The 18,966-nt window shown below is 71.9% G+C and carries 16 protein-coding genes and 1 pseudogene; 9 read left to right on the top strand and 8 right to left on the bottom strand.

Annotated elements, in window-relative coordinates:
* Positions 1 to 80: 80 nt before the first annotated feature.
* Complete coding sequence (locus ACFY0U_RS20810) at positions 81 to 779, top strand: glycoside hydrolase family 75 protein (protein ID WP_388637699.1); 699 nt, start codon at positions 81 to 83, stop codon at positions 777 to 779.
* Between the two features lie 12 nt (positions 780 to 791).
* Here the strand turns inward: ACFY0U_RS20810 and ACFY0U_RS20805 are convergent, their stop codons facing one another.
* A complete protein-coding gene (locus ACFY0U_RS20805; RefSeq protein ID WP_388637696.1) occupies positions 792 to 1,553 on the bottom strand; it encodes an SDR family NAD(P)-dependent oxidoreductase in 762 nt (253 codons plus the stop codon).
* A 132-nt stretch (positions 1,554 to 1,685) separates the two neighbouring features.
* Here ACFY0U_RS20805 and ACFY0U_RS20800 point away from each other — a divergent pair, with 132 nt between their 5' ends.
* Positions 1,686 to 2,324 (top strand): TetR/AcrR family transcriptional regulator, encoded by a 639-nt coding sequence (locus tag ACFY0U_RS20800; RefSeq protein WP_388637693.1) that lies wholly within the window; start codon positions 1,686 to 1,688, stop codon positions 2,322 to 2,324.
* Between the two features lie 14 nt (positions 2,325 to 2,338).
* Here the strand turns inward: ACFY0U_RS20800 and ACFY0U_RS20795 are convergent, their stop codons facing one another.
* The 4 genes from ACFY0U_RS20795 to ACFY0U_RS20780 form a co-directional block, all read right to left on the bottom strand.
* A complete protein-coding gene (locus tag ACFY0U_RS20795) occupies positions 2,339 to 2,749 on the bottom strand; it encodes a PTS-dependent dihydroxyacetone kinase phosphotransferase subunit DhaM (RefSeq protein WP_388637690.1) in 411 nt (136 codons plus the stop codon).
* Positions 2,742 to 3,350: a dihydroxyacetone kinase subunit DhaL gene (gene dhaL, locus ACFY0U_RS20790; protein ID WP_388637687.1), complete on the bottom strand. Its 609-nt coding sequence runs from the start codon at positions 3,348 to 3,350 to the stop codon at positions 2,742 to 2,744. The genes ACFY0U_RS20795 and dhaL overlap by 8 nt, the downstream gene beginning before the upstream one ends.
* A 47-nt stretch (positions 3,351 to 3,397) precedes the next feature.
* A complete protein-coding gene (dhaK, locus tag ACFY0U_RS20785; RefSeq protein WP_388637684.1) occupies positions 3,398 to 4,390 on the bottom strand; it encodes a dihydroxyacetone kinase subunit DhaK in 993 nt (330 codons plus the stop codon).
* A gap of 171 nt (positions 4,391 to 4,561) precedes the next feature.
* Positions 4,562 to 4,912, bottom strand: a complete 351-nt coding sequence (locus ACFY0U_RS20780) for a DUF6479 family protein (protein ID WP_388637682.1) — start codon at positions 4,910 to 4,912, stop codon at positions 4,562 to 4,564.
* 106 nt (positions 4,913 to 5,018) lie between these two features.
* Between ACFY0U_RS20780 and ACFY0U_RS20775 the strand changes: the two genes are divergently transcribed.
* On the top strand, positions 5,019 to 5,393 hold the full coding sequence (locus ACFY0U_RS20775) for a ferredoxin (RefSeq protein ID WP_388637680.1): 375 nt from the start codon (positions 5,019 to 5,021) through the stop codon (positions 5,391 to 5,393).
* Positions 5,394 to 5,416: 23 nt separating this feature from the next.
* Here ACFY0U_RS20775 and ACFY0U_RS20770 read toward each other — a convergent pair.
* Positions 5,417 to 5,677: pseudogene (locus ACFY0U_RS20770) on the bottom strand (histidine phosphatase family protein); the annotation flags it as partial.
* Between the two features lie 213 nt (positions 5,678 to 5,890).
* On the opposite strand from ACFY0U_RS20770, the gene ACFY0U_RS20765 reads away from it, so the two are divergent.
* The 4 genes from ACFY0U_RS20765 (at position 5,891) to ACFY0U_RS20750 (ending at position 11,876) form a co-directional block, all read left to right on the top strand.
* Positions 5,891 to 7,069, top strand: coding sequence for an acyl-CoA dehydrogenase family protein (locus ACFY0U_RS20765; protein ID WP_388637677.1), 1,179 nt, complete (start codon positions 5,891 to 5,893; stop codon positions 7,067 to 7,069).
* Between the two features lie 9 nt (positions 7,070 to 7,078).
* A complete protein-coding gene (locus ACFY0U_RS20760; protein ID WP_388637674.1) occupies positions 7,079 to 7,921 on the top strand; it encodes an oxygenase MpaB family protein in 843 nt (280 codons plus the stop codon).
* Between the two features lie 57 nt (positions 7,922 to 7,978).
* On the top strand, positions 7,979 to 10,216 hold the full coding sequence (locus ACFY0U_RS20755; protein WP_388637672.1) for a tetratricopeptide repeat protein: 2,238 nt from the start codon (positions 7,979 to 7,981) through the stop codon (positions 10,214 to 10,216).
* Between the two features lie 94 nt (positions 10,217 to 10,310).
* Complete coding sequence (locus ACFY0U_RS20750; RefSeq protein ID WP_388637669.1) at positions 10,311 to 11,876, top strand: phytoene desaturase family protein; 1,566 nt, start codon at positions 10,311 to 10,313, stop codon at positions 11,874 to 11,876.
* Positions 11,877 to 12,005: 129 nt separating this feature from the next.
* On the opposite strand, the gene ACFY0U_RS20745 is transcribed toward ACFY0U_RS20750, so the two are convergent.
* The gene (locus tag ACFY0U_RS20745) at positions 12,006 to 13,769 is read right to left on the bottom strand and encodes a serine hydrolase (RefSeq protein ID WP_388637666.1); all 1,764 of its coding nucleotides are present in this window, start codon (positions 13,767 to 13,769) and stop codon (positions 12,006 to 12,008) included.
* An 85-nt stretch (positions 13,770 to 13,854) separates the two neighbouring features.
* On the opposite strand from ACFY0U_RS20745, the gene ACFY0U_RS20740 reads away from it, so the two are divergent.
* Both ACFY0U_RS20740 and ACFY0U_RS20735 read left to right on the top strand, forming a co-directional pair.
* Positions 13,855 to 14,964: an NAD(P)H-dependent flavin oxidoreductase gene (locus ACFY0U_RS20740; protein ID WP_388637663.1), complete on the top strand. Its 1,110-nt coding sequence runs from the start codon at positions 13,855 to 13,857 to the stop codon at positions 14,962 to 14,964.
* Complete coding sequence (locus ACFY0U_RS20735) at positions 14,961 to 16,514, top strand: acyl-CoA synthetase (protein ID WP_388637660.1); 1,554 nt, start codon at positions 14,961 to 14,963, stop codon at positions 16,512 to 16,514. Before ACFY0U_RS20740 ends, ACFY0U_RS20735 begins: the two co-directional genes overlap by 4 nt.
* Before the next feature lies 1 nt (position 16,515).
* Here the strand turns inward: ACFY0U_RS20735 and ACFY0U_RS20730 are convergent, their stop codons facing one another.
* Entirely contained in the window at positions 16,516 to 18,906 is a 2,391-nt protein-coding gene (locus ACFY0U_RS20730) for a penicillin acylase family protein (protein WP_388637657.1), read from the bottom strand.
* Positions 18,907 to 18,966: the final 60 nt, after the last annotated feature.

The following is an 18,966-nucleotide window of genomic DNA, read 5'->3' as shown; positions in this document are numbered from 1 at the left end:
CTAACGGTGGCCGCTTGATCGCAACGGCAGCAGATTTGGCTGAGTGCCCGTCAATGTCCCCCAGGAGAGGGTCCCTCATCGTGCGTGTCCAGTCACTGACGCTGGCCGTGGCAGGCGCCGCCCTGCTTGCCGCTCCGACGATGTCGCCCGCTGTCGAGTCCTCCCGGCAGGAGCCGGTGGCCGCCCGCCACGAGGGCGACGTCCGCGCCGCCGATCTGCTGGCCAAGGTGCGTGACTGCACCCAGGTCTCCCACGGCCGCTACCGCAGCGACGACGGCCGGCCCGCGACCATCCCCGTCTGCGGCACCCGGGAGGCCGTCTTCTGGAAGGCGGACATGGACATCGACTGCGACGGACAGCCGGGCCTGCGCTGCAACCGCGGCACCGACCCGGTCTTCACCGACGCCACCGCCTACCAGCAGTCCGACGGCCGCCAGCTGAACGCCGAACGCCTCCCGTACATCGTGGTGCCCACCCCGAGCCCCATCTGGGACTACCGCGCGAGCGGTGTCCGCGGCGGCTCGGTCGCGGCCGTCATCTACCAGGACCGCGTGCAGTACGCGGTGGTCGGCGACGTGGGCCCCCGCGAGATCATCGGCGAGGCCTCCTACGCCAGCGCCGAGGCGCTCGGCATCCGGCCCGACCCGCGCGGCGGCGGCACGGACTCCGGGGTCACCTACATCGTCTTCAAGGACTCGCAGGTCAAACCCATCGAGGACCATGCCGCCGCCATCGCGACGGGGGAGCGGCTGGCGCGCCTCTTCGTGCGCGGCGGCTGAGCTCCGGGAGCGTCAGACCGCCGACCAGCCGTCGTCGACCGGCAGGACCACGCCGTTGATGTTGCTCGCCGCGTCCGAGGCGAGGAAGACGATCGCGGCGGCCTGCTCCTCGGGCTGGGCGAGCCTGCCGACGTTGACGAAGTGCGGGCCGAGCGCCGCGGGGCCGTGTGCCTCGCGGTCGGCGTCCACCACGATGCCGGTCGCGGTGCCGCCCGGCGCGATGGCGTTCGCCCGGATGCCCTGCTTGCGGTACATGACAGCCAGGGACTTCGTCAGTCCGACGATGCCGTGCTTCGAGGCGGTGTAGGCCGCGCCCGCCGCGCTGCCGCGCAGCCCGGCCTCGGAGGCGGTGCTGACGACCGCGCCCCTGCCCGCCGCCAGCATGTGCGGCAGGACCGCGCGCGTCAGCAGGAACGGGGCGGTCAGGTTGACCCGGATGACCCGCTCCCACTCGGCGTCCTCCACGTCCGCCAGCGCCGACATCCGGTCCATGATCCCGGCGTTGTTCACCAGCACGTCCACCCCGCCGAAGCGCTCCACGGCGGTCGCGGCCACCTGGTCGACGACGGCCTGCTCGCTGAGGTCCCCGGTGACGGCGACGGCGGTGCCGCCCGCCTCCTCGATCTCCTTGACGACCGTCTGGGCGCCCTCGGCGTTGAGATCCGCCACCAGGACCTTTGAGCCCTCGGCGGCGAAGGCCAGGGCGGCGGCGCGCCCGATGCCCGAGCTCGCCCCGGTGACGATGACGCTGCGTCCCTCGAGTCCAGTGGTCATGGCTGTTCCTGTCTGTGCGGTGCGCGGGCGGTGTGCCCGGTGCGTTCTCCACTCTACGACTTAATGTCTGTGAGTGACATAAAGTCGTGGTGGAGAATTCCGGGAGACCGATCACCGGAGCCGGAGGACCACATGACCGCAGCCCGCGGACGCACCGGACGACCGCCCCTGACCGAGGAGCGCAGGGCCGAGATCCGGCTGGAGATCGCCCGGGCCGCGGTGGACCTGTTCGTCGGTCAGGGCGTCGCGGCGACCACCGGCGAGCAGATCGGCCAGGCGGTCGGTGTCTCGGCGCGCACCGTCTGGCGCTACTTCCCGAGCAAGGAGAGCTGCGTCCGGCCGCTGTTCACGGCCGGCATCGACGTCATCGCCGCGTGTCTGCGCGACTGGCTCCCCGGAGAGCCCCTGGAGGAGCTCTTCGACCGGCGCCTCGCGGCCGACCCCGCCTTCGTCGCCGGACCGGAACGGGCCACGCTGGGCTCGCTGGTCCGCCTCACCCGCACCGAGCCGGGCCTGCGGGCCGTATGGCTCCAGACGTACGACGAGGCCGAACCGGCGTTCGCCCGCGCCCTCGCCGAGCGGGCCGGGCTGCCGGCGGACGCTCTGCGGCCCACCGTCCAGGCGGCGATGTTCAACGCGGCCCTGCGCTCGGCGGTCGAGCACTACGCCTGGCGCACGGCGGAGGAGGAGGCCGACCGGGCGAGGGCGGAGGCGGAGCTGACGGCGACGATGCGCTCGGCCCTCGCGGTCGTGGCGGAGGGACTGGCCTGAGGGGCCCTCCGCGTTCAGACCTTCCGATAGGTGTACGCCTCCGCGGCCGCCGCCTCCACCGTCGCCAGGTCGGCGCCCGTCGCCGCGGTGACCACCGCCGCCACCGCGCCTTCCACGAACGGGGCGTCCACCAGGCGGGTGTTGTCCGGGAGTTCGTCGCCCTCGGCGAGCAGCGCCTTCACGGTGAGGACCGCGCTGCCGAGATCGGTCAGCACCGCGACCCCGGCACCGCGGTCCACCGAGGCGGCGGCCGCGGCGATGAGCTCCGAGCTCGTGCCCAGCTCGCCGCCCTCGGTGCCGCCCGCCGGAGCGACGGGTACCGCGACACCGCCGCCCGCCAGCCCCTGGGCGAGCTCCGCCACCGACGCGGCCACGTCCGCGCTGTGCGAGACCAGCACGATGCCGACGAGCCCGCCGTCACTCACCGTCGGCCCCGGCGCTTTCGCAGAGTCCGGCGATCAGCAGCGAGGCCGAGGTGGCCCCGGGATCCTGGTGCCCGATGCTGCGCTCACCGAGATAGCTCGCCCGCCCCTTGCGGGCCTGCAACGGCGTCGTCGCCAGCGCGCCCTCCTCGGCGGCGGCCCGTGCCGCGGCGAAGCCGTCGCCGAGCGCGTCCACGGCCGGCACCAGCGCGTCGATCATGGTCTTGTCACCGGGTGCCGCACCACCCAGCGCCATCACCGCGTCCACCCCGGCCCGCAGCGCCTCGGCGAACCGCTCCTCGCTCACCTCCGCGTCCTCGCCGAGCGCTTTGCCGGTCCGCCGCAGCAGCGTGCCGTACAGCGGCCCGGACGCCCCGCCGACGGTGGAGATGAGCTGGCGTCCGGCGAGCGTCAGCACCGCACCCGGAGTGTCCGGCGCCTCCTTGTCCAGCACCGCCGTCACGGCGCGGAACCCCCGCTGGAGATTGCTGCCGTGATCGGCGTCCCCGATGGGTGAGTCGAGGTCCGTCAGCCGTTCCGCCTCTCGTTCGACGGACGCGGCGGTCGCCGTCATCCAACGGCGGAAGAAGTCGGCGTCGAGCACGGGATCTCCTTGCGTGGTAGGTACGTTGACTGCCCGTTGCCGTCGGCTCAGACGCCCCAGCGGAGCCCCGCGGTCCGCACCGGCGCGTCCCACAGCCGCAGCAGCTCCTCGTCGATCTGGCACAGGGTGACCGAGGCGCCCGCCATGTCGAGGGAGGTGACGTAGTTGCCGACCAGCGTGCGGGCCACGGCCACCCCGCGGGCCGCGAGCACCCGCTGCACCTCGGCGTTGAACCCGTACAGCTCGAGGAGCGGGGTCGCGCCCAGGCCGTTGACCAGCAGCAGGACCGGGTTGCGCGGGCTGAAGTCGTCCAGGATCGCGTTCACCGCGAAGTCGGCGATCTCGCCCGCGGTCATCATCGACCGGCGCTCCCGGCCCGGTTCGCCGTGGATGCCGATGCCCAGCTCCAGCTCCCCGTCGGGCAGATCGAAGGTGGGGCTGCCCTTGGCGTACGTGGTGCACGCGCTCAGCGCGACGCCGAAGCTGCGGGAGTTCTCGTTGACCTGACGGGCGATCGACTCCACCCGCTCCAGGGGTTGGCCCTCCTCCGCCGCCGCGCCCGCGATCTTCTCCACGAACAGCGTGGCGCCCGTGCCGCGCCGGCCGGCCGTGTACAGGCTGTCGGTGACCGCCACGTCGTCGTTGACCAGCACCTTGGCGACCTGGATGCCCTCGTCCTCGGCGAGTTCGGCGGCCATGTCGAAGTTGAGGACGTCACCCGTGTAGTTCTTCACGATGAACAGCACACCGGCCCCGCTGTCCACGGCGGCCGCCGCCCGCACCATCTGGTCAGGGACCGGGGACGTGAACACCTCGCCGGGGCACGCGGCCGACAGCATGCCGGGGCCCACGAAACCACCGTGCAGCGGCTCGTGCCCGGAGCCGCCGCCGGAGATCAGCCCGACCTTGCCGGCCACGGGGGCGTCCCGCCGTACGATCACCCGGTTCTCGACATCGACGGTGAGTTCGGGATGAGCGGCCGCCAGGCCCCGCAGTGCGTCCGCGACGACGGTCTCCGGGACGTTGATCAACATCTTCATGAGGACCTCCTGGTGGCCGAAAGGCTGCTCCTGGCAGTATCGGTGTTCAGAAGGCGCGGGTCACGGGGGCGGATGGTCCTGGGTGCGTCGTACGGCCCGCAGGGTGGCGAAGATCCGGGGGCGGCCGTCGAGCGTCGTCATGCGGCCGGCCCGGCGGTCGGGGGCGCCGGGTCAGCCGCTGCCGAAGGAACCGCCGCCGCCCTCGTTCCAGCGGGGCCGTTCCTTGTCCGGGCCGGTCCGGGTGGGGGAATTGCCGAACGCGGGCGACTCGTGCGGGGACATCCGGTGATCGCTCCGGGGCACCTCGTCGGGCTCCCGGTTCTCCACGACCTCACGGACCGGGCCGCCCTCCGGCAGTCGCGGCTGCTCCTCGGGGGTCGGCGGGGGCAGCTCGCGGCGCCGTAGCCGGGAGCCCAGCAAGAAGCCGCCGATCAGCAACGCCACGATCACGATTCCCGCGGCGAGCATCCCGAAGCCGAGGGCGCCGCGACCCGCGGCCATGTCCATCCATGCGCTAGTCATGGCACGCGAGTACCCCAGGCGTCCCGCGTGAACCAAAAGGGCAAAACCGGCCGCACCCCCGGCGAACACGGGGTTTGACACGATCCACCGCGGCTACCCGCGCGGTGTGACAACGACGACGACCCAGCAGGAGCTCTTCCAATTCCTGGAGGACCGCTTCGCGTGTGCGCAGGCGTGCACCGAGTGCGCCAGGGCGTGCGCGCTGCGGGCGAGCCTCGTGGATCCGGACGGGACCGAGCAACAGGAACTCGTACGACGCAAGGGCATCATGTGCGCGGAGGTCTGCGACGCGACCTGCCGGCTGCTGTCCGAGCAGAACGGCCTGGACGAGAGCGCCATCCGCGTCCAGCTGGAGTGGTGCCGGACCGTGTGCCTGGAGACCGCGCACGCCTTCGACAGCCTGCCGGGCGGCGAGGACGGCGCGAAGGCCTGCCGGACATGCGCGCAGGCCTGCACGGACTTCATGGCCACATTGCGCTGACCGGCCCGCCCCAGGTCTCGGCCTCAGCCGAGGGTGTCCCCCAGGCGTACGTTCCAGCGCCCCGCCCTGCCGCTGAGCTCGACCGCCGTCAGCGGCGGCACGTCTGTACGCCAGAACGCCGACTCCGGTGCGCCGAGCGCCTGTACGACCGCCGCGCGCACCGATTCGCCGCCGTGCGGAGCGGAGTCAGGGTCGGACAGCCGGCGCGCCAGCGCCTCCGGTTCCCGGGCGCTCACCGCGGCCAACGTCGAGCCGCGCCACCGCCCGGCGTCCACAGCCGCCAGCAGCCGTCGTCGAACCTGGCCTCCCGCAGCGCCTCGGTGGAGCGCCGGCTCGTCACTCCCGTGGCCCGCTGACCGGTTCACGCGTCACCGCACCGACGCAAAGGGCTCCCGGTGCTCCGGGGGCCCTTTCGCGTGCCCTCGCCATTCCCAATTTCTGGAACACGTTCTACCGTGTGCGCCGACAGGACCGGTCCCGGGGAGCCTGGAGGCGCCGTGCATCTCGAATACACGCCCGAGCAGCAGCGGCTGCGCACCGAACTGCGCGCATACTTCGCCGAGCTGGTGCCCGAGGACTCGCTCGCCCGGCACGGCGACCGGCGTGAGCAGAAGCGCTACTACCGCGACATCATCCGGCGGCTCGGTGCCGACCGCTGGCTCGGCGTGGGCTGGCCCCAGGAGTACGGCGGACGCGGGCTGAGCGCGATCGAGCAGTTCATCTTCTTCGACGAGGCCGCCCAGGCCGGCGTACCGCTGCCGCTCATGGCACTGAACACCGTCGGACCGACCATCATGCAGTTCGGCACGGACGAGCAGAAGGCGTACTTCCTGCCGAAGATCCTCTCCGGCGAGATCGACTTCGCGATCGGCTACAGCGAGCCCGACGCGGGCACCGACCTCGCGGCTCTGAAGACGCGCGCGGTGCGCGACGGCGACGAATATGTCGTCAACGGCCAGAAGATCTGGACGACCAACGGAGACACCGCCGACTGGGTCTGGCTCGCGACCCGCACCGACCCGGCCGCCCCGCCGCACAAGGGCATCACCATGCTGCTGGTGCCGACCACCGACCCCGGCTACTCCTGCACCGTCATCAACACCCTCGCCGGCCACGACACCACGGCCAGCTACTACGAGGACATCCGTGTCCCCGTCACCCGCCGCGTCGGCGCCGAGAACCAGGGCTGGCGGCTGATCACCAACCAGCTCAACCACGAACGCGTCACCCTCGCCGCCCACGGCACCATGGCGATCCGCGCCCTGCACGACGTCCAGCGCTGGGCCATGGAGACCAAGCTCGCCGACGGCCGCCGCGTCGCCGACCTGCCGTGGGTGCGCCGCCTGCTCGCCCGCACCCACGCCCGACTGGACGCCCTCAAGCTCCTCAACTGGCAGATGGTCAGCGCCGTCCAGGACGGCACGCTCACCCCGCAGGACGCCTCCGCCGTCAAGGTGTACGGCTCCGAGGCCCGCCGTGACGCCTACGCCTGGCTGATGGAGATCGTCGGCGCGGCGGGTGCCCTCAAGGAGGGCTCGGCGGGCACGGTGCTCCACGGGGAGCTGGAGCGCGGCTACCGCTCGGCCGTGATCTTCACTTTCGGCGGCGGCAACAACGAGATCCAGCGGGAGATCATCTCGTGGATCGGTCTGGGGATGCCGAGGGTACGGCGTTAGCCTTCGAGCATGGGTGATCCCGGACTGTTCACACCGAACTCGGTGACCTGGCAGATGCACGGCGACCCGATGATGTGGGTCGCCGGTGTCCGCGCGCTCTACTTCCAGGCACTGCACCCGCGCGCGGTGCGCGGGGTCATGCAGAACTCCGACTTCCGCAAGGACGCCTGGGGCCGGCTGATGCGGACCGCGAACTTCGTCGGCACCATCAGCTACGGCACCACCGAGGCGGCGGAGAAGGCGGGCGCCCGCGTCCGGAAGATCCACACCCTGCTCTCGGCCGTCGACCCGGACACGGGGGAGCGGTACGGCGTCGACGAACCCGAGCTGCTGCTGTGGGTGCACTGCGCGGAGATCGACTCCTATCTGCACGTCGCGCGCCGCTCCGGATTCCGGCTCACCGACGAGCTTGCCGACCGCTACATAGCCGAACAGCGGGTCAGCGCCCGCCTGGTGGGCCTCGACCCGGACGCCGTACCCGCCGACCAGGCCGAGCTGGCCGCCTACTTCGAGAAGGTGCGCCCCGAACTCGCCGTCGGACCCGAGGCACGGGCCGTGGACGACTTCCTGCTCCGCCCTCCGACGCACCCCCTCCTCGTCCCGGCGCGTGCGCTGCTGTGGCGGCGCGTGGCACAACTGGCGTACGCCGCTCTGCCGCCGTACGCCCACGAGCTGTACGGCAGACCGGCCCCGAAACCCACCACCGTCACCCGCCAGTTGCGTGCCACGGGCACCCTGTTGCGCTGTGTTCCCGCACGTCTTCGCTGGCAACTCCCGCCCAAACACATCCTCCGGGCCATGTCACGGCTCGGCCCCGGCTCACGCCCGGCCCCGTACAAAGTGGGTAGATAGCTCGCCATACTGGACGGGCCAGGGGCGGGGCGAGACCATCGGGGGCGATCGCAGCAGATGGGGGACAGCAAGCTGATCCAGGGCCGCTACCGGCTGCTCGACCTGATCGGGCGCGGCGGCATGGGCGAGGTGTGGCGGGCACGCGACGAGTCGCTGGGCCGTCGTGTCGCCGTGAAGTGCCTCAAGCCGCTGGGCCCCTCCCACGACCAGTCCTTCACCCGGGTGCTGCGCGAACGGTTCCGCAGAGAGGCCCGGGTGGCCGCCGCCCTCCAGCATCGCGGGGTCACCGTCGTCCATGACTTCGGCGAGTCCGACGGAATCCTGTACCTCGTCATGGAGTTGCTGGAGGGCCGCAACCTCAGCCAGCTTCTGGAGGACAACAAGCATCACCCGCTGCCGGTCGCGGACGTCGTGGACATCGCCGACCAGGTGGCGGCCGCCCTCGCCTACACCCACCAACAGGGCATCGTCCACCGCGACTTGAAGCCCGCCAACATCATGCGTCTCACGGACGGCACGGTGAAGATCTGCGACTTCGGCATCGCCCGCCTCGGCCACGACATCGGCTTCACCTCCCGCCTGACCGGCACCGGCATCGCCATGGGCACCCCGCACTACATGTCGCCCGAGCAGATCGGCGGCTCCGAGGTCGACCAGCGCAGCGACCTGTACTCGCTGGGGTGCGTGCTCTACGAGATCGCCACCGGGGTACCGCCGTTCGACCTCGACGACGCCTGGGCGATCCTCGTCGGCCACCGCGACACCCCGCCCCGCCCGCCGCGCAGCCACCGCGCGGAGGTGCCCGCGTACTTCGAGAAGATCATCCTCGACCTGCTGGCCAAGCTGCCCGAGCAACGCCCGCACGACGCCCGCGAGTTGGGCCGCCGCATCACCATGGGACGTACCACACCGACGTATGTGCCCACCGTGGTGACACCCCAGCCGACGCTCAGGCCCGAACCCACCGCCCGCGCCGCCCGCCTGCCGTCCTGGACCCGGGGCATGACCACCGGACACAAGGCCACCGGCGCCGGCCTCGGCACCACACGGCCGGACGCCGGAGCCGGGCTCACCGGCGAGTGGATCCCCCGGCCCACCACCGGACGCCAGGTCGAGGAATCCACCCCCGACGCGTCGGCCGCCCCGACCCCGGAGGCGCTCACCGCCCTGACCGGACGGCACAACGCGGGGCTCAGCCTGGGCCGGCTGGGCCGTTGGGCGGAGGCCGGCGAGGTGCACCGCGCGGTGGCCGCCGAGCGCGAGCACCTGCTCGGCCCCGACCACCCGGACACCCTCGCCAGCCGCTACGAGGTCGCCTTCACCCTCTCCCGCACCGGCCGCGCCGCCGACGCCCTGCGCGAGTACAAGCACGTGGCCCGCAGCCGCAGCCTCTCCCTCGGCCCGGACCACCCCGACACCCTCGCCGCCCGCCAGGAAATGGCGTACGTCCTGGGCCAGTTGGGCCGCCACTTCGACGCCCACCAGGTCTACACATCCGTCCTCGCCGCCCGCGAGCGCGCCATGGGCCCCGACCACCCCGACACCCTGCGCTGCCGCCACAACCTCGCCTTCAACCTCAGCCGGCTCGGCCGCCTGGAGGATTCGTACCGCATGGCCTGCGACGTCGCGGCAGCGCGCACGCGCGTCCTGGGCCCCGCACACCCCGACACCCTGGTCACCCGCTACGAGGTCGCCTACGCGCTGGGCCAGTTGGGACGCTGGACGGAGGCCCTCCAGACCTATCACGAGGTCGCCGAGGCCCGCGCCCAAGCCCTCGGCCCCGACCACCCCGACACCCTCGCCGCCCGCTACGAGGTCGGTATCAGCCTCGGCCGCCTCGGCCGCAGCACGGAGGCGCTCCAGCTCTACCGCGACCTGATCGACGACCGCACCCGCGTCCACGGCCCGGCCCACCCCGAGACGCTCCGCGCCCGCCATGGCCTCGGTGTCAACCTCGGCCGCCTCGGCCGCTGGGAGGAGGCCCTCGCCGAGTCCCGCGACGTGTGCGCCATCCGCGAGCGCGTCCTGGGCCCGGAACACCCCGACACCCTCGTCAGCCGCCGCGAGGTCGCCGTGGGCCTGGGCTGGCTGGGCCGCTGGGCCGACGCCCTCACCGAGTACCGCAGAGTCGCCACCGCCCGCGAACGTGTCCTCGGCGCCGACCATCCCGACACCCTCGCCAGCCGCAACGACGAGGCCCACTGCCTGGAACAGCTCGGCCGCGGCGCCGAGGCCGTGGAGCTGTACCGGAGGGTGGCGGTGCTGCGGCAGCAGCGGGCGACCGGGGCGCCCTGACGCCGTGGTCAGGGCGAGGCGGGTGGTCCCTGCCCCGTCGCCGTACCGCCGTCCACCCCTGGCCGCCGGCGATCATCGCGTGTTACGAAGAGACATGCCTGCACCCGAGGGACACATGTACGACGCCGTGATCGTCGGCGGTGGTCACAACGGCCTCGTCGCCGCCGCCTACCTGGCCCGCGCCGGACGCTCCGTCCTGGTCCTGGAGCGCCTCGACCACACCGGCGGCGCCGCGATCTCCACCCGGCCCTTCGCCGGCGTCGACGCACGGCTGTCGCGCTACTCGTACCTGGTCAGCCTGCTTCCGAAGAAGATCGTCCGGGATCTGGGCCTGACCTTCCGGGTCCGCAAGCGCACCATCTCCTCGTACACCCCCGTCGAACGCGACGGCCGGCCCACCGGCCTCCTGGTCGGCGGCGGCGAACGACGAACCCGCGAGGCCTTCGAACGCCTGACGGGCGGGAAGCAGGAGTACGAGGCCTGGCAGCGCTTCTACGGCATGACCGGCCGCGCCGCCGAACGGATCTTCCCGACCCTCACCGAACCGCTGCCCACCCAGGACGAGCTGCGGCGCCGGGTGGACGACGAAGAGGCCTGGCGGGCGCTGTTCGAGGAGCCGATCGGTGTGACGGTCGAGGAGCGCTTTGCCGATGACCTGGTCCGGGGTGTCGTCCTCACCGACGCGCTGATCGGCACGTTCGCCGACGCGCACGACCCTTCGCTGAAGCAGAACCGCTGCTTCCTGTACCACGTGATCGGCGGCGGCACCGGTGACTGGGACGTCCCCGTCGGCGGCATGGGCGCCCTCACCGACGCCCTGGCCGCCGCCGCGCGCGACGCGGGTGCCGTCATCGCCACCGGGCACGAGGTGGTGCGGATCGCCACGGACGGTCGTACGGCGGAGGTCGCGTTTCGGACGGCCGAGCGGGAGGGGACGGTGGCTGCCCGGCACGTCCTGGTGAACGCCTCCCCGCAGGCCCTGGCGGACCTGACCGGCGACGAGTCGCCCGCCCCCGCGGAGGGGGCACAGCTCAAGGTGAACATGCTGCTCAAGCGGCTGCCCCGGCTGCGGGACAGCTCCGTCGATCCGCGCGAGGCGTTCTCCGGCACCTTCCACATCGGCGAAGGGTACGAGCAGCTCGCCACCGCCTACACCCAGGCCGCGGCCGGTGAGCTGCCCGCCGCCCCGCCGTCGGAGATCTACTGCCACTCCCTGACGGACCCCACGATCCTCGGCCCCGAGCTGGTCGACCAGGGCTACCAGACGCTGACACTGTTCGGCCTGCACACGCCCGCGCGGCTCTTCGCGAGCGACAACGACGGTGTGCGCGAAGAGCTGTTGAAGTCGACCCTCGCCCAACTCGACGCCCAGCTCGCCGAGCCCCTGGCCGACTGCCTGGCCGTCGACGCGGAGGGACGACCCTGCATCGAGGCGAAGACACCGCTCGACCTGGAACGGGATCTGCGGCTGCCCGGCGGGAACATCTTCCATCGCGATCTGTCCTGGCCGTACGCCCAGGAGGGGGCTGGGCGTTGGGGCGTGGAGACGCGGCACGGGAACGTGCTGTTGTGCGGGGCGGGCGCGGTGCGTGGGGGTGGGGTCAGTGGGGTGCCGGGGCACAATGCGGCGATGGTGGTGCTGGAGGGGAGCGGGGGGTAGGCGAGGGTCGGGCGGGCAGGCGGACTGCGATGCCGTCGGCGCCACAACGAGCCAACACAGTGGTGTCAGACGTCCGCCATGCCCACCCCGGACCGACCCGCAGGATCCCCACCACGTGCTGCGACGCGTTCAGTCGGCGGCCGGCACCCATCCCGCGGCGGTGATCCGTTCGGCGTCGCCCGGTCGCGCCTCATCGAAGAGGACGCCGTCGGAGGTCCCCACGCGCAGCCCGTCGACGTAGGCTCCACGGCCCACGTACAGCCGATCCGTCGTGTACCGCCAGCGCAGGGCCAGTTGCCGGTGCGCCGGCAGATCCGCCGTCGCCCGGTGCCATACACGGCCCGACCAGCCGGTCACCGTGCCCGTCGGATGCGACGCGTCGGGGCGGGTGGTCGTGAACGGGACCGGCTGCCACGTCGCCCCGCCGTCCGTCGTCGCCTCCAACGCGAGGGCGTCCGCCTGCGGTTCGGTGTCCCACCACAGCGCGCACCGCAGCCGTGCGCCGCCGGACGACGTGTCGAGCGCCGGCAAGGTGAGCGTGGCCGTCGTGGCGCTCGCCATGCCGGAGAACCAGGCGTCGCGGCCGTACCGCGGGCGCACCGGAACAGCGCGTGCCAGGTTGTTCGCGGCGGCGACCCGGGGAGCGGAGCCGGAGCGCCAACTGCGCACCGGGTGCACCGAGTTGCCGAGGACGATCAGGAAGGAGTCCGTCGTCGGGTCCAGGACCAGCGAGGTGCCGGTGAAGCCCGTGTGTCCGGCCGTGCGCGGAGTCGCCATCGCGCCCATGTACCAGTGCTGGTAGAGCTCGAAGCCGAGCCCGTGCTCGTCGCCCGGGAACGCGGTGTTGAAGTCGGTGAACATCAGCTCCACCGACTCCCGACGGAGAATGCGGGCCCGCCCGTACGAGCCTCCGTTGAGCAGCGTCCGGCCGAGCACCGCCAGATCCCAGGCGCAGGAGAAGACGCCCGCGTGGCCCGCGACTCCGCCCAGGCTGAACGCGTTCTCGTCGTGCACCTCGCCCCACACCAGCCCCCGGTCGAGGCCCGACCAGGGCTTGCGGGCGTCCTCCGTCGCGGCGATCTTCGGTTTCCAGGAGGCGGGTGGGTTGAAACGGGTGCGCCGCATACCGAGCGGGGCGGTGATCTCGTCGTGGAGGAGCGTGTCCAGGGTGCGGCCGGTGATCTTCTCCAGGACCAGTTGGAGGGAGATCAGGTTCAGGTCGGAGTAGAGGTACCTGGTGCGTGGGGGGTTGAGGGGTGCCTCGTTCCAGATGAGTCGGAGCTTCTCCTCGTACGTCGGCGCGTTGTACAGCGGGATCCATGCCCGGAACCCCGAGGTGTGCGTGAGGAGCTGACGGATCGTGATGTCCTGCTTGCCCGCGCCGGCGAACTCCGGGAGGTACGCGGCGACCGTGCCCTCCAGCTCCAGCGCGCCCCGCTCGATCTGCTGCACGGCCAGGATCGAGGTGAACAGCTTGGACACCGAGGCCAGGTCGAAGACGGTGTCCTCGGCCATGGGGATCTGGCTCTCGGGCGGGAACTCGACGCCGGTGTCGGTCTTCTCGTCGTACGCCGCGTAGCGCACCGCCATGCCGATCGGCCGGTGCAGGGCCACGGTGCCGCCGCGTCCGGCGAGCAGCACGGCGCCCGCGTACCAGGGGTGCTTGGGGGAGGGGGCGAGGAACGCCTCCGCGTCGGTGACGAGTCGGCGCAGATGGTCCCCCAGGAGCCCGGCGCGTTCGGGGGAGCCGTGGCGCAGGGTGGGGGCGCCGGTGCGGGGTGCCGCTTCGGCGGGTCCGGCGGGGAACGGGGCGATGGCGAGGGCGCCTCCCAGAGCGAGCGCTCTTCGGGTGAGTTGACGGCGGGTCAGTCCGTTGGACACCTCATCGGTCATCGTGGAACTCTAACCCCGCGACCGAATCTGACGGAGCATCAGAAAACCTCTTCCGTCCTCCGGGGGACTGCGGCATCCTGCGCCCATGCAGACGGAGCTGAGCAAGAAACTGGGAGTCGAGCACGCCATCTTCGGCTTCACGCCGTTCCCCGCCGTCGCTGCGGCCATCAGTCGGGCCGGCGGCTTCGGCGTGCTCGGCGCGGTCCGCTACACCGCCCCCGACGACCTCAAACGCGACCTCGACTGGATCGAGGCCCATGTCGACGGGAAGCCCTACGGGCTGGACGTCGTCATGCCCGCCAAGAAGGTGGAAGGCGTCACCGAGGCCGACGTCGAGGCGATGATCCCCGAGGCGCACCGGCAGTTCGTCCACGACACCCTCGCCAAGTACGGAGTGCCCGAGCTGGCCGAGGGCGAGGTGTCCGGCTGGCGTATTACCGGGTGGATGGAGCAGGTCGCCCGCAACCAGCTCGACGTCGCCTTCGACTATCCGATCAAGCTGCTCGCCAACGCCCTCGGCTCCCCGCCCGCGGATGTGGTGAAACGCGCTCACGATCAAGGGGTCCTCGTCGCCGCGCTCGCGGGCAGCGCGCGGCACGCCCGTAAGCACCAGGAGGGGGGCATCGACATCGTCGTCGCCCAGGGCTACGAGGCCGGCGGCCACACCGGCGAGATCGCCTCCATGGTGCTGACCCCCGAGGTCGTCGACGCCGTGAGCCCGCTGCCCGTGCTGGCCGCGGGCGGTATCGGCAGCGGACAGCAGATCGCGGCCGCGCTGGCGCTCGGCGCGCAGGGTGTGTGGCTGGGCTCCCTGTGGCTGACCACCACGGAGGCCGAACTGCCCTCGCCCAAGCTGATCGAGAAGCTGCTCGCCGCCGAATCGGGCGACACCGTCCGCTCCCGCGCGCTCACCGGCAAGCCCGCACGCCAGCTGCGTACCGAATGGACCGACGCCTGGGACGACCCCACCGGACCCGGCACCCTCCCCATGCCCCTGCAAGGGCTGCTCGTCGCCGAGGCCGTCTCGCGCATCCAGAAGTACGAGGTCGAGCCCCTGCTCGGCACCCCCGTCGGACAGATCGTCGGCCGGATGAACAGCGAACGCAGCGTCCAGGCCGTCTTCGACGACCTCACCCGCGGCTTCGAGCGGGCCGTCGACCGGGTCAACCGCATCGCCGGAAGGAGCGGCCAGTGACAAGCACAGCCCCCGCGGGCTTCTGGGCCCAGGCCACCGCCGACCCCGACCGCACCGTCCTCGTCGCCCCCGACGGCGAGCAGTGGACCGCCGGCCGGCTGCACGCGGCCGCCAACCGTCTCGTGCACGGTCTGCGCGCCGCCGGCATGGAGCGCGGGGACGCCTTCGCGGTCGTCCTGCCCAACGGCGTCGAGTTCTTCACCGCCCATCTCGCCGCCACCCAGGCCGGGTTCTACCTCGTCCCGATCAACCACCACTTCGTCGGCCCGGAGATCGCCTGGATCGTCGCCGACTCCGGCGCCAAGGTGTTCCTCGCCCACGAGCGGTTCGCCGGTCCCGCCCGCCAGGCCGCCGACGAGGCCGGCCTCCCCGGCACCCACCGGTACGCGATCGGCGAGGTCGAGGGCTTCCGCCCGTACGCCGAACTCCTCGACGGGCAGCCGGAGTCGGCGCCCGCGGACCGCACCCTCGGCTGGGTCATGAACTACACCTCGGGCACCACGGGCCGCCCCCGCGGCATCCGCCGCCCGCTGACCGGCAAGCTCCCCGAGGAGGCCTACCTCGGCGGCTTCCTCGGCATCTTCGGCATCAGGCCGTACGACGACAACGTGCACCTCGTCTGCTCACCGCTGTACCACACGGCGGTGCTCCAGTTCGCGAGCGCTTCCCTGCACATCGGCCACCGTCTGGTGCTGATGGACAAGTGGACGCCCGAGGAGATGCTCCGGCTGATGGACCGGGAGAAGTGCACCCACACGCACATGGTCCCCACCCAGTTCCACCGCCTGCTGGCGCTGCCGGAGGGGATCAAGGCGCGCTACGACGTCTCCGCGATGCGGCACGCCATCCACGGCGCCGCGCCCTGTCCCGACCATGTGAAGCGGGCGATGCTCGACTGGTGGGGGCCCTGTGTGGAGGAGTACTACGCGGCCAGCGAGGGCGGCGGCGCCTTCGCCACCGCGGAGGACTGGCTGAAGAAGCCCGGCACGGTCGGAAAGGCCTGGCCCATCAGCGAGTTGGCCATCTTCGACGACGACGGCAACCGACTGCCGCCCGGTGAACTCGGCACCGTGTACCTCAAGATGAACACCGGCGGCTTCTCGTACCACAAGGACGAGAGCAAGACGAAGAAGAACCGCATCGGCGACTTCTTCACTGTCGGTGATCTCGGCCTCCTCGACGAGGACGGCTATCTCTTCCTCCGCGACCGCAAGATCGACATGATCATCTCGGGTGGGGTCAACATCTATCCCGCCGAGATCGAGTCCGTCCTGCTCCAGCACCCCGCCGTCGCCGACGCCGCCGCCTTCGGCATCCCGCACGACGACTGGGGCGAGGAGGTCAAGGCCGTCGTGGAACCGGCCCCGGGCCACGAACCAGGCCCCGACCTGGCCGCCGACATCCTCGCCCACTGCGCGGGACAACTCGCAGGCTACAAGTGCCCCAAGACCGTCGACTTCATCACCGAGATGCCCCGCGACCCCAACGGCAAGCTGTACAAGAGGCGATTGCGGGACCCGTACTGGGAGGGCCGTACGCGGCTCGTCTGATTCATGACCGCACCCGCACCACCTTCAACGAAGGCGACGTCAGGATGTCCCACTCGCAGAAGCGGGACGTTACCCACTTCTCCTGGGAGTACAGCCGGGTCTGGTCGCTGAAGTGGGGCGAGTTCGGGTTGGAGGACTGGGAGTACGACAGGAGGGTGCGGGCCACCGGGCAGCGGCTGCCGTCCCAGCCGACGGCCTGGATGTAGCTGGAGCCGGTGGTCACCTCCGTGTAGCCGCCGTGGGCGGGGTTCCACACCGGCTCGACCTTGTTCCAGATGCCAAGGGACTCGGTGCCGCCCGAGACGGCGATGCGCTGACCGTTGCGGACGACGAACTGGTGCTGTCCGAGGGGGGAGTTCAGCGTGATGCCCGCCGCACGCAACTCGGTGACCGTGTCCGCGAGGGCCGTCGCGAAGGCGGGCGCCGCCGTGTTGAGGGTGTTCGGCGTGTGCACCGGGTCGGCGGCCGAGAACGGCACCTTCCACAGCTGGGCGGCGGGGATCTTGCGCCACAGCCGGTCGAAGAGCAGCGCGCCCCGGCTGTCGGTGTTCACCGTACGGTCCCACGAGGCGAGCACCCCACAGGCCTCGCTCACGTCAACGGCCTTGCCGTCACTGCCCGTTGCCGTGCCCCCCGGCAGCGCCGCGCACGCCTTCGCCGCGTCGGCCGCGGCCAGGTCGCCCGCGGGCACCCGGTTGGCGAACTGCTGCGCCTGGAGGTCCCGCACGGTCAGCCGCCCGCGCCGGGCCATCGCCGACACGTCCTCGATCGCGCCCCGGGTCCGCAGCGACCGCTGGGTGCCGATCGTGCCGAAGACCCGCTCGTACCCTGTCAGCGGCCGGTCGGCGTTGGCCAGCCAGGCGCTGTCGTTGGAGTTCTCCGCGTACGCGGCGTCCGTGAGGGTCGGCATCCGCGCCGGACCGAAGACGCCCGGCTGCACGGCGTCCGGGTCGGAGCCGAGCGCGCAGTCGCCGTGCGAGCCGTCGAGGACGGCCAGCCCGGCGGAGGGGTACGTGACCCTGCCGAGCGGCGTGGAGCAGCGCTGGGCCAGTTCGTCGGTGATGCGGGGGAGTACCTGCGACTGGGTGAACAGGGTGTGGCCGCCCGAGTCGGCGGCGATCGTGTTCACCCAGGGCAGGCCCTGAGTGCGCTGGAGCGATCCGAGGACCTCGGCCGTGGAGCGGGCCTTGCTGAAGCCGAGGGCGGTGTCGGAGGCGCGCAGGTTGGCGGAGTTGGGGTCGTTGAGGGCGTACGCCGTGGTGCTGGACCAGGGCAGGGGCAGCGAGGCGCCGAACGAGGTGACGACGGGTCCGTACCGCGTCCACCACTGCGTCCGTGTCACCGGCGCGCCGTCCTTCACCTGGACGGTCACCGTGCGCTTGGTCATCTTCTCCGGCCTGCCGTCCACGAGGTAGGCCGTGGGGTCGGCCGGGTCCAGCGTCAGCTGATGGAGGTTGAGGGGGACGCCGGTCGCGACGGTGTGACTCCAGGCCACCTTCGCGTTGTGGCCTATGGAGATCGTGGCGGAGCCGAGCAATGAGCCGCCGGAGACGTTGAGTTCACCGGGGATCGTCTGCTGCGACTGCCAGAAGCGACGGCCGCCCTGCCAGGGATAGTGGGGGTTGCCGAGCAGCAGCCCGCGGCCGTTCGCGGTGGTCGTTCCGCTGAAGGCGACGGCGTTGGAGCCCATGTCGGCGGTGTCGGCGGCCAGCAGCTCCCGGGCCGCGCGGGCGGTGTCCTGGGCGTCCGGCGCCGCCGTGGACGTCGTCGTGGGCGGCTGGGCGGCGGTGATGCCGTCCACGCCGCGCCCCTGCCCGCCGAGTACGGCGAGGGCGAAGCCGCGCGCGGCCACGTCGAGGCTCGTCACCGGGCGGACCCAGGCGGCGCCCTTGCACGCGGGGTCGGTGACGCGGTTCTGCTTGAGCCAGGCGTTGTAGCCGGCCGCGAACCCCCGCATCAGGTCCTTCGCCTGGCGGCTCGGCCCCAGGGGCGCCGGTTGGACGAGCAGCTTCTCGACCGTGCCCGCCTCCCGCACACCTTGGAAGTAGAGGTCGCTGGAGAGGTTCCTGGCGGCTGAGGAGAGCGATTGGTCGGGTGCGGCGTCCGGCCCGAAGAACCGGGAGCGCTCCCCGCGTACGGTCACGAAGCCGTCGGCGAGCGTGCACACCTGGTCGGCGGCCTGCGCCCAGCCGGTGCCGAAGCCGAGGTCGGTGTAGTTCTTCGCGAGGATGTGCGGGATGCCGTACTCGGTGTAGCGGATCGTGGCGGACAGGCCACCGTGCGAGGGGTGCTGCTGACGGTTCTGGCCTTCGGCCGCGGCTGCCGGCAGCGCGGACGTGGCGGTGAGCAGGGCGACTGCCGTGACGAGGATTCGTCTGAGGCGGGTGCGCATCGTGCCTCCCAACGTCATTGGGGGAAGGAGCGGTTGAGCGTACCAACGGGTATGTGTCCT

The sequence above is a fragment of the Streptomyces sp. NPDC001536 genome, assembly GCF_042894505.1.
GTDB lineage: Bacteria > Actinomycetota > Actinomycetes > Streptomycetales > Streptomycetaceae > Streptomyces.
The sequence above is the reverse complement of the archived record's forward strand: the minus strand, read 5'-3'. Positions and strand labels throughout refer to the sequence as shown.

Excerpts from the sequence above, each read along its gene's own strand:
- ACFY0U_RS20805 (WP_388637696.1), bottom strand. The coding sequence starts at position 1,553 with ATGACCACTGGACTCGAGGGACGCAGCGTCATCGTCACCGGGGCGAGC.
- ACFY0U_RS20800 (WP_388637693.1), top strand. The coding sequence starts at position 1,686 with ATGACCGCAGCCCGCGGACGCACCGGACGACCGCCCCTGACCGAGGAG.
- dhaK (WP_388637684.1), bottom strand. The coding sequence starts at position 4,390 with ATGAAGATGTTGATCAACGTCCCGGAGACCGTCGTCGCGGACGCACTG.
- ACFY0U_RS20780 (WP_388637682.1), bottom strand. The coding sequence starts at position 4,912 with ATGACTAGCGCATGGATGGACATGGCCGCGGGTCGCGGCGCCCTCGGC.
- ACFY0U_RS20760 (WP_388637674.1), top strand. The coding sequence starts at position 7,079 with ATGGGTGATCCCGGACTGTTCACACCGAACTCGGTGACCTGGCAGATG.
- ACFY0U_RS20755 (WP_388637672.1), top strand. The coding sequence starts at position 7,979 with ATGGGGGACAGCAAGCTGATCCAGGGCCGCTACCGGCTGCTCGACCTG.
- ACFY0U_RS20750 (WP_388637669.1), top strand. The coding sequence starts at position 10,311 with ATGCCTGCACCCGAGGGACACATGTACGACGCCGTGATCGTCGGCGGT.
- ACFY0U_RS20745 (WP_388637666.1), bottom strand. The coding sequence starts at position 13,769 with ATGACCGATGAGGTGTCCAACGGACTGACCCGCCGTCAACTCACCCGA.
- ACFY0U_RS20740 (WP_388637663.1), top strand. The coding sequence starts at position 13,855 with ATGCAGACGGAGCTGAGCAAGAAACTGGGAGTCGAGCACGCCATCTTC.
- ACFY0U_RS20730 (WP_388637657.1), bottom strand. The coding sequence starts at position 18,906 with ATGCGCACCCGCCTCAGACGAATCCTCGTCACGGCAGTCGCCCTGCTC.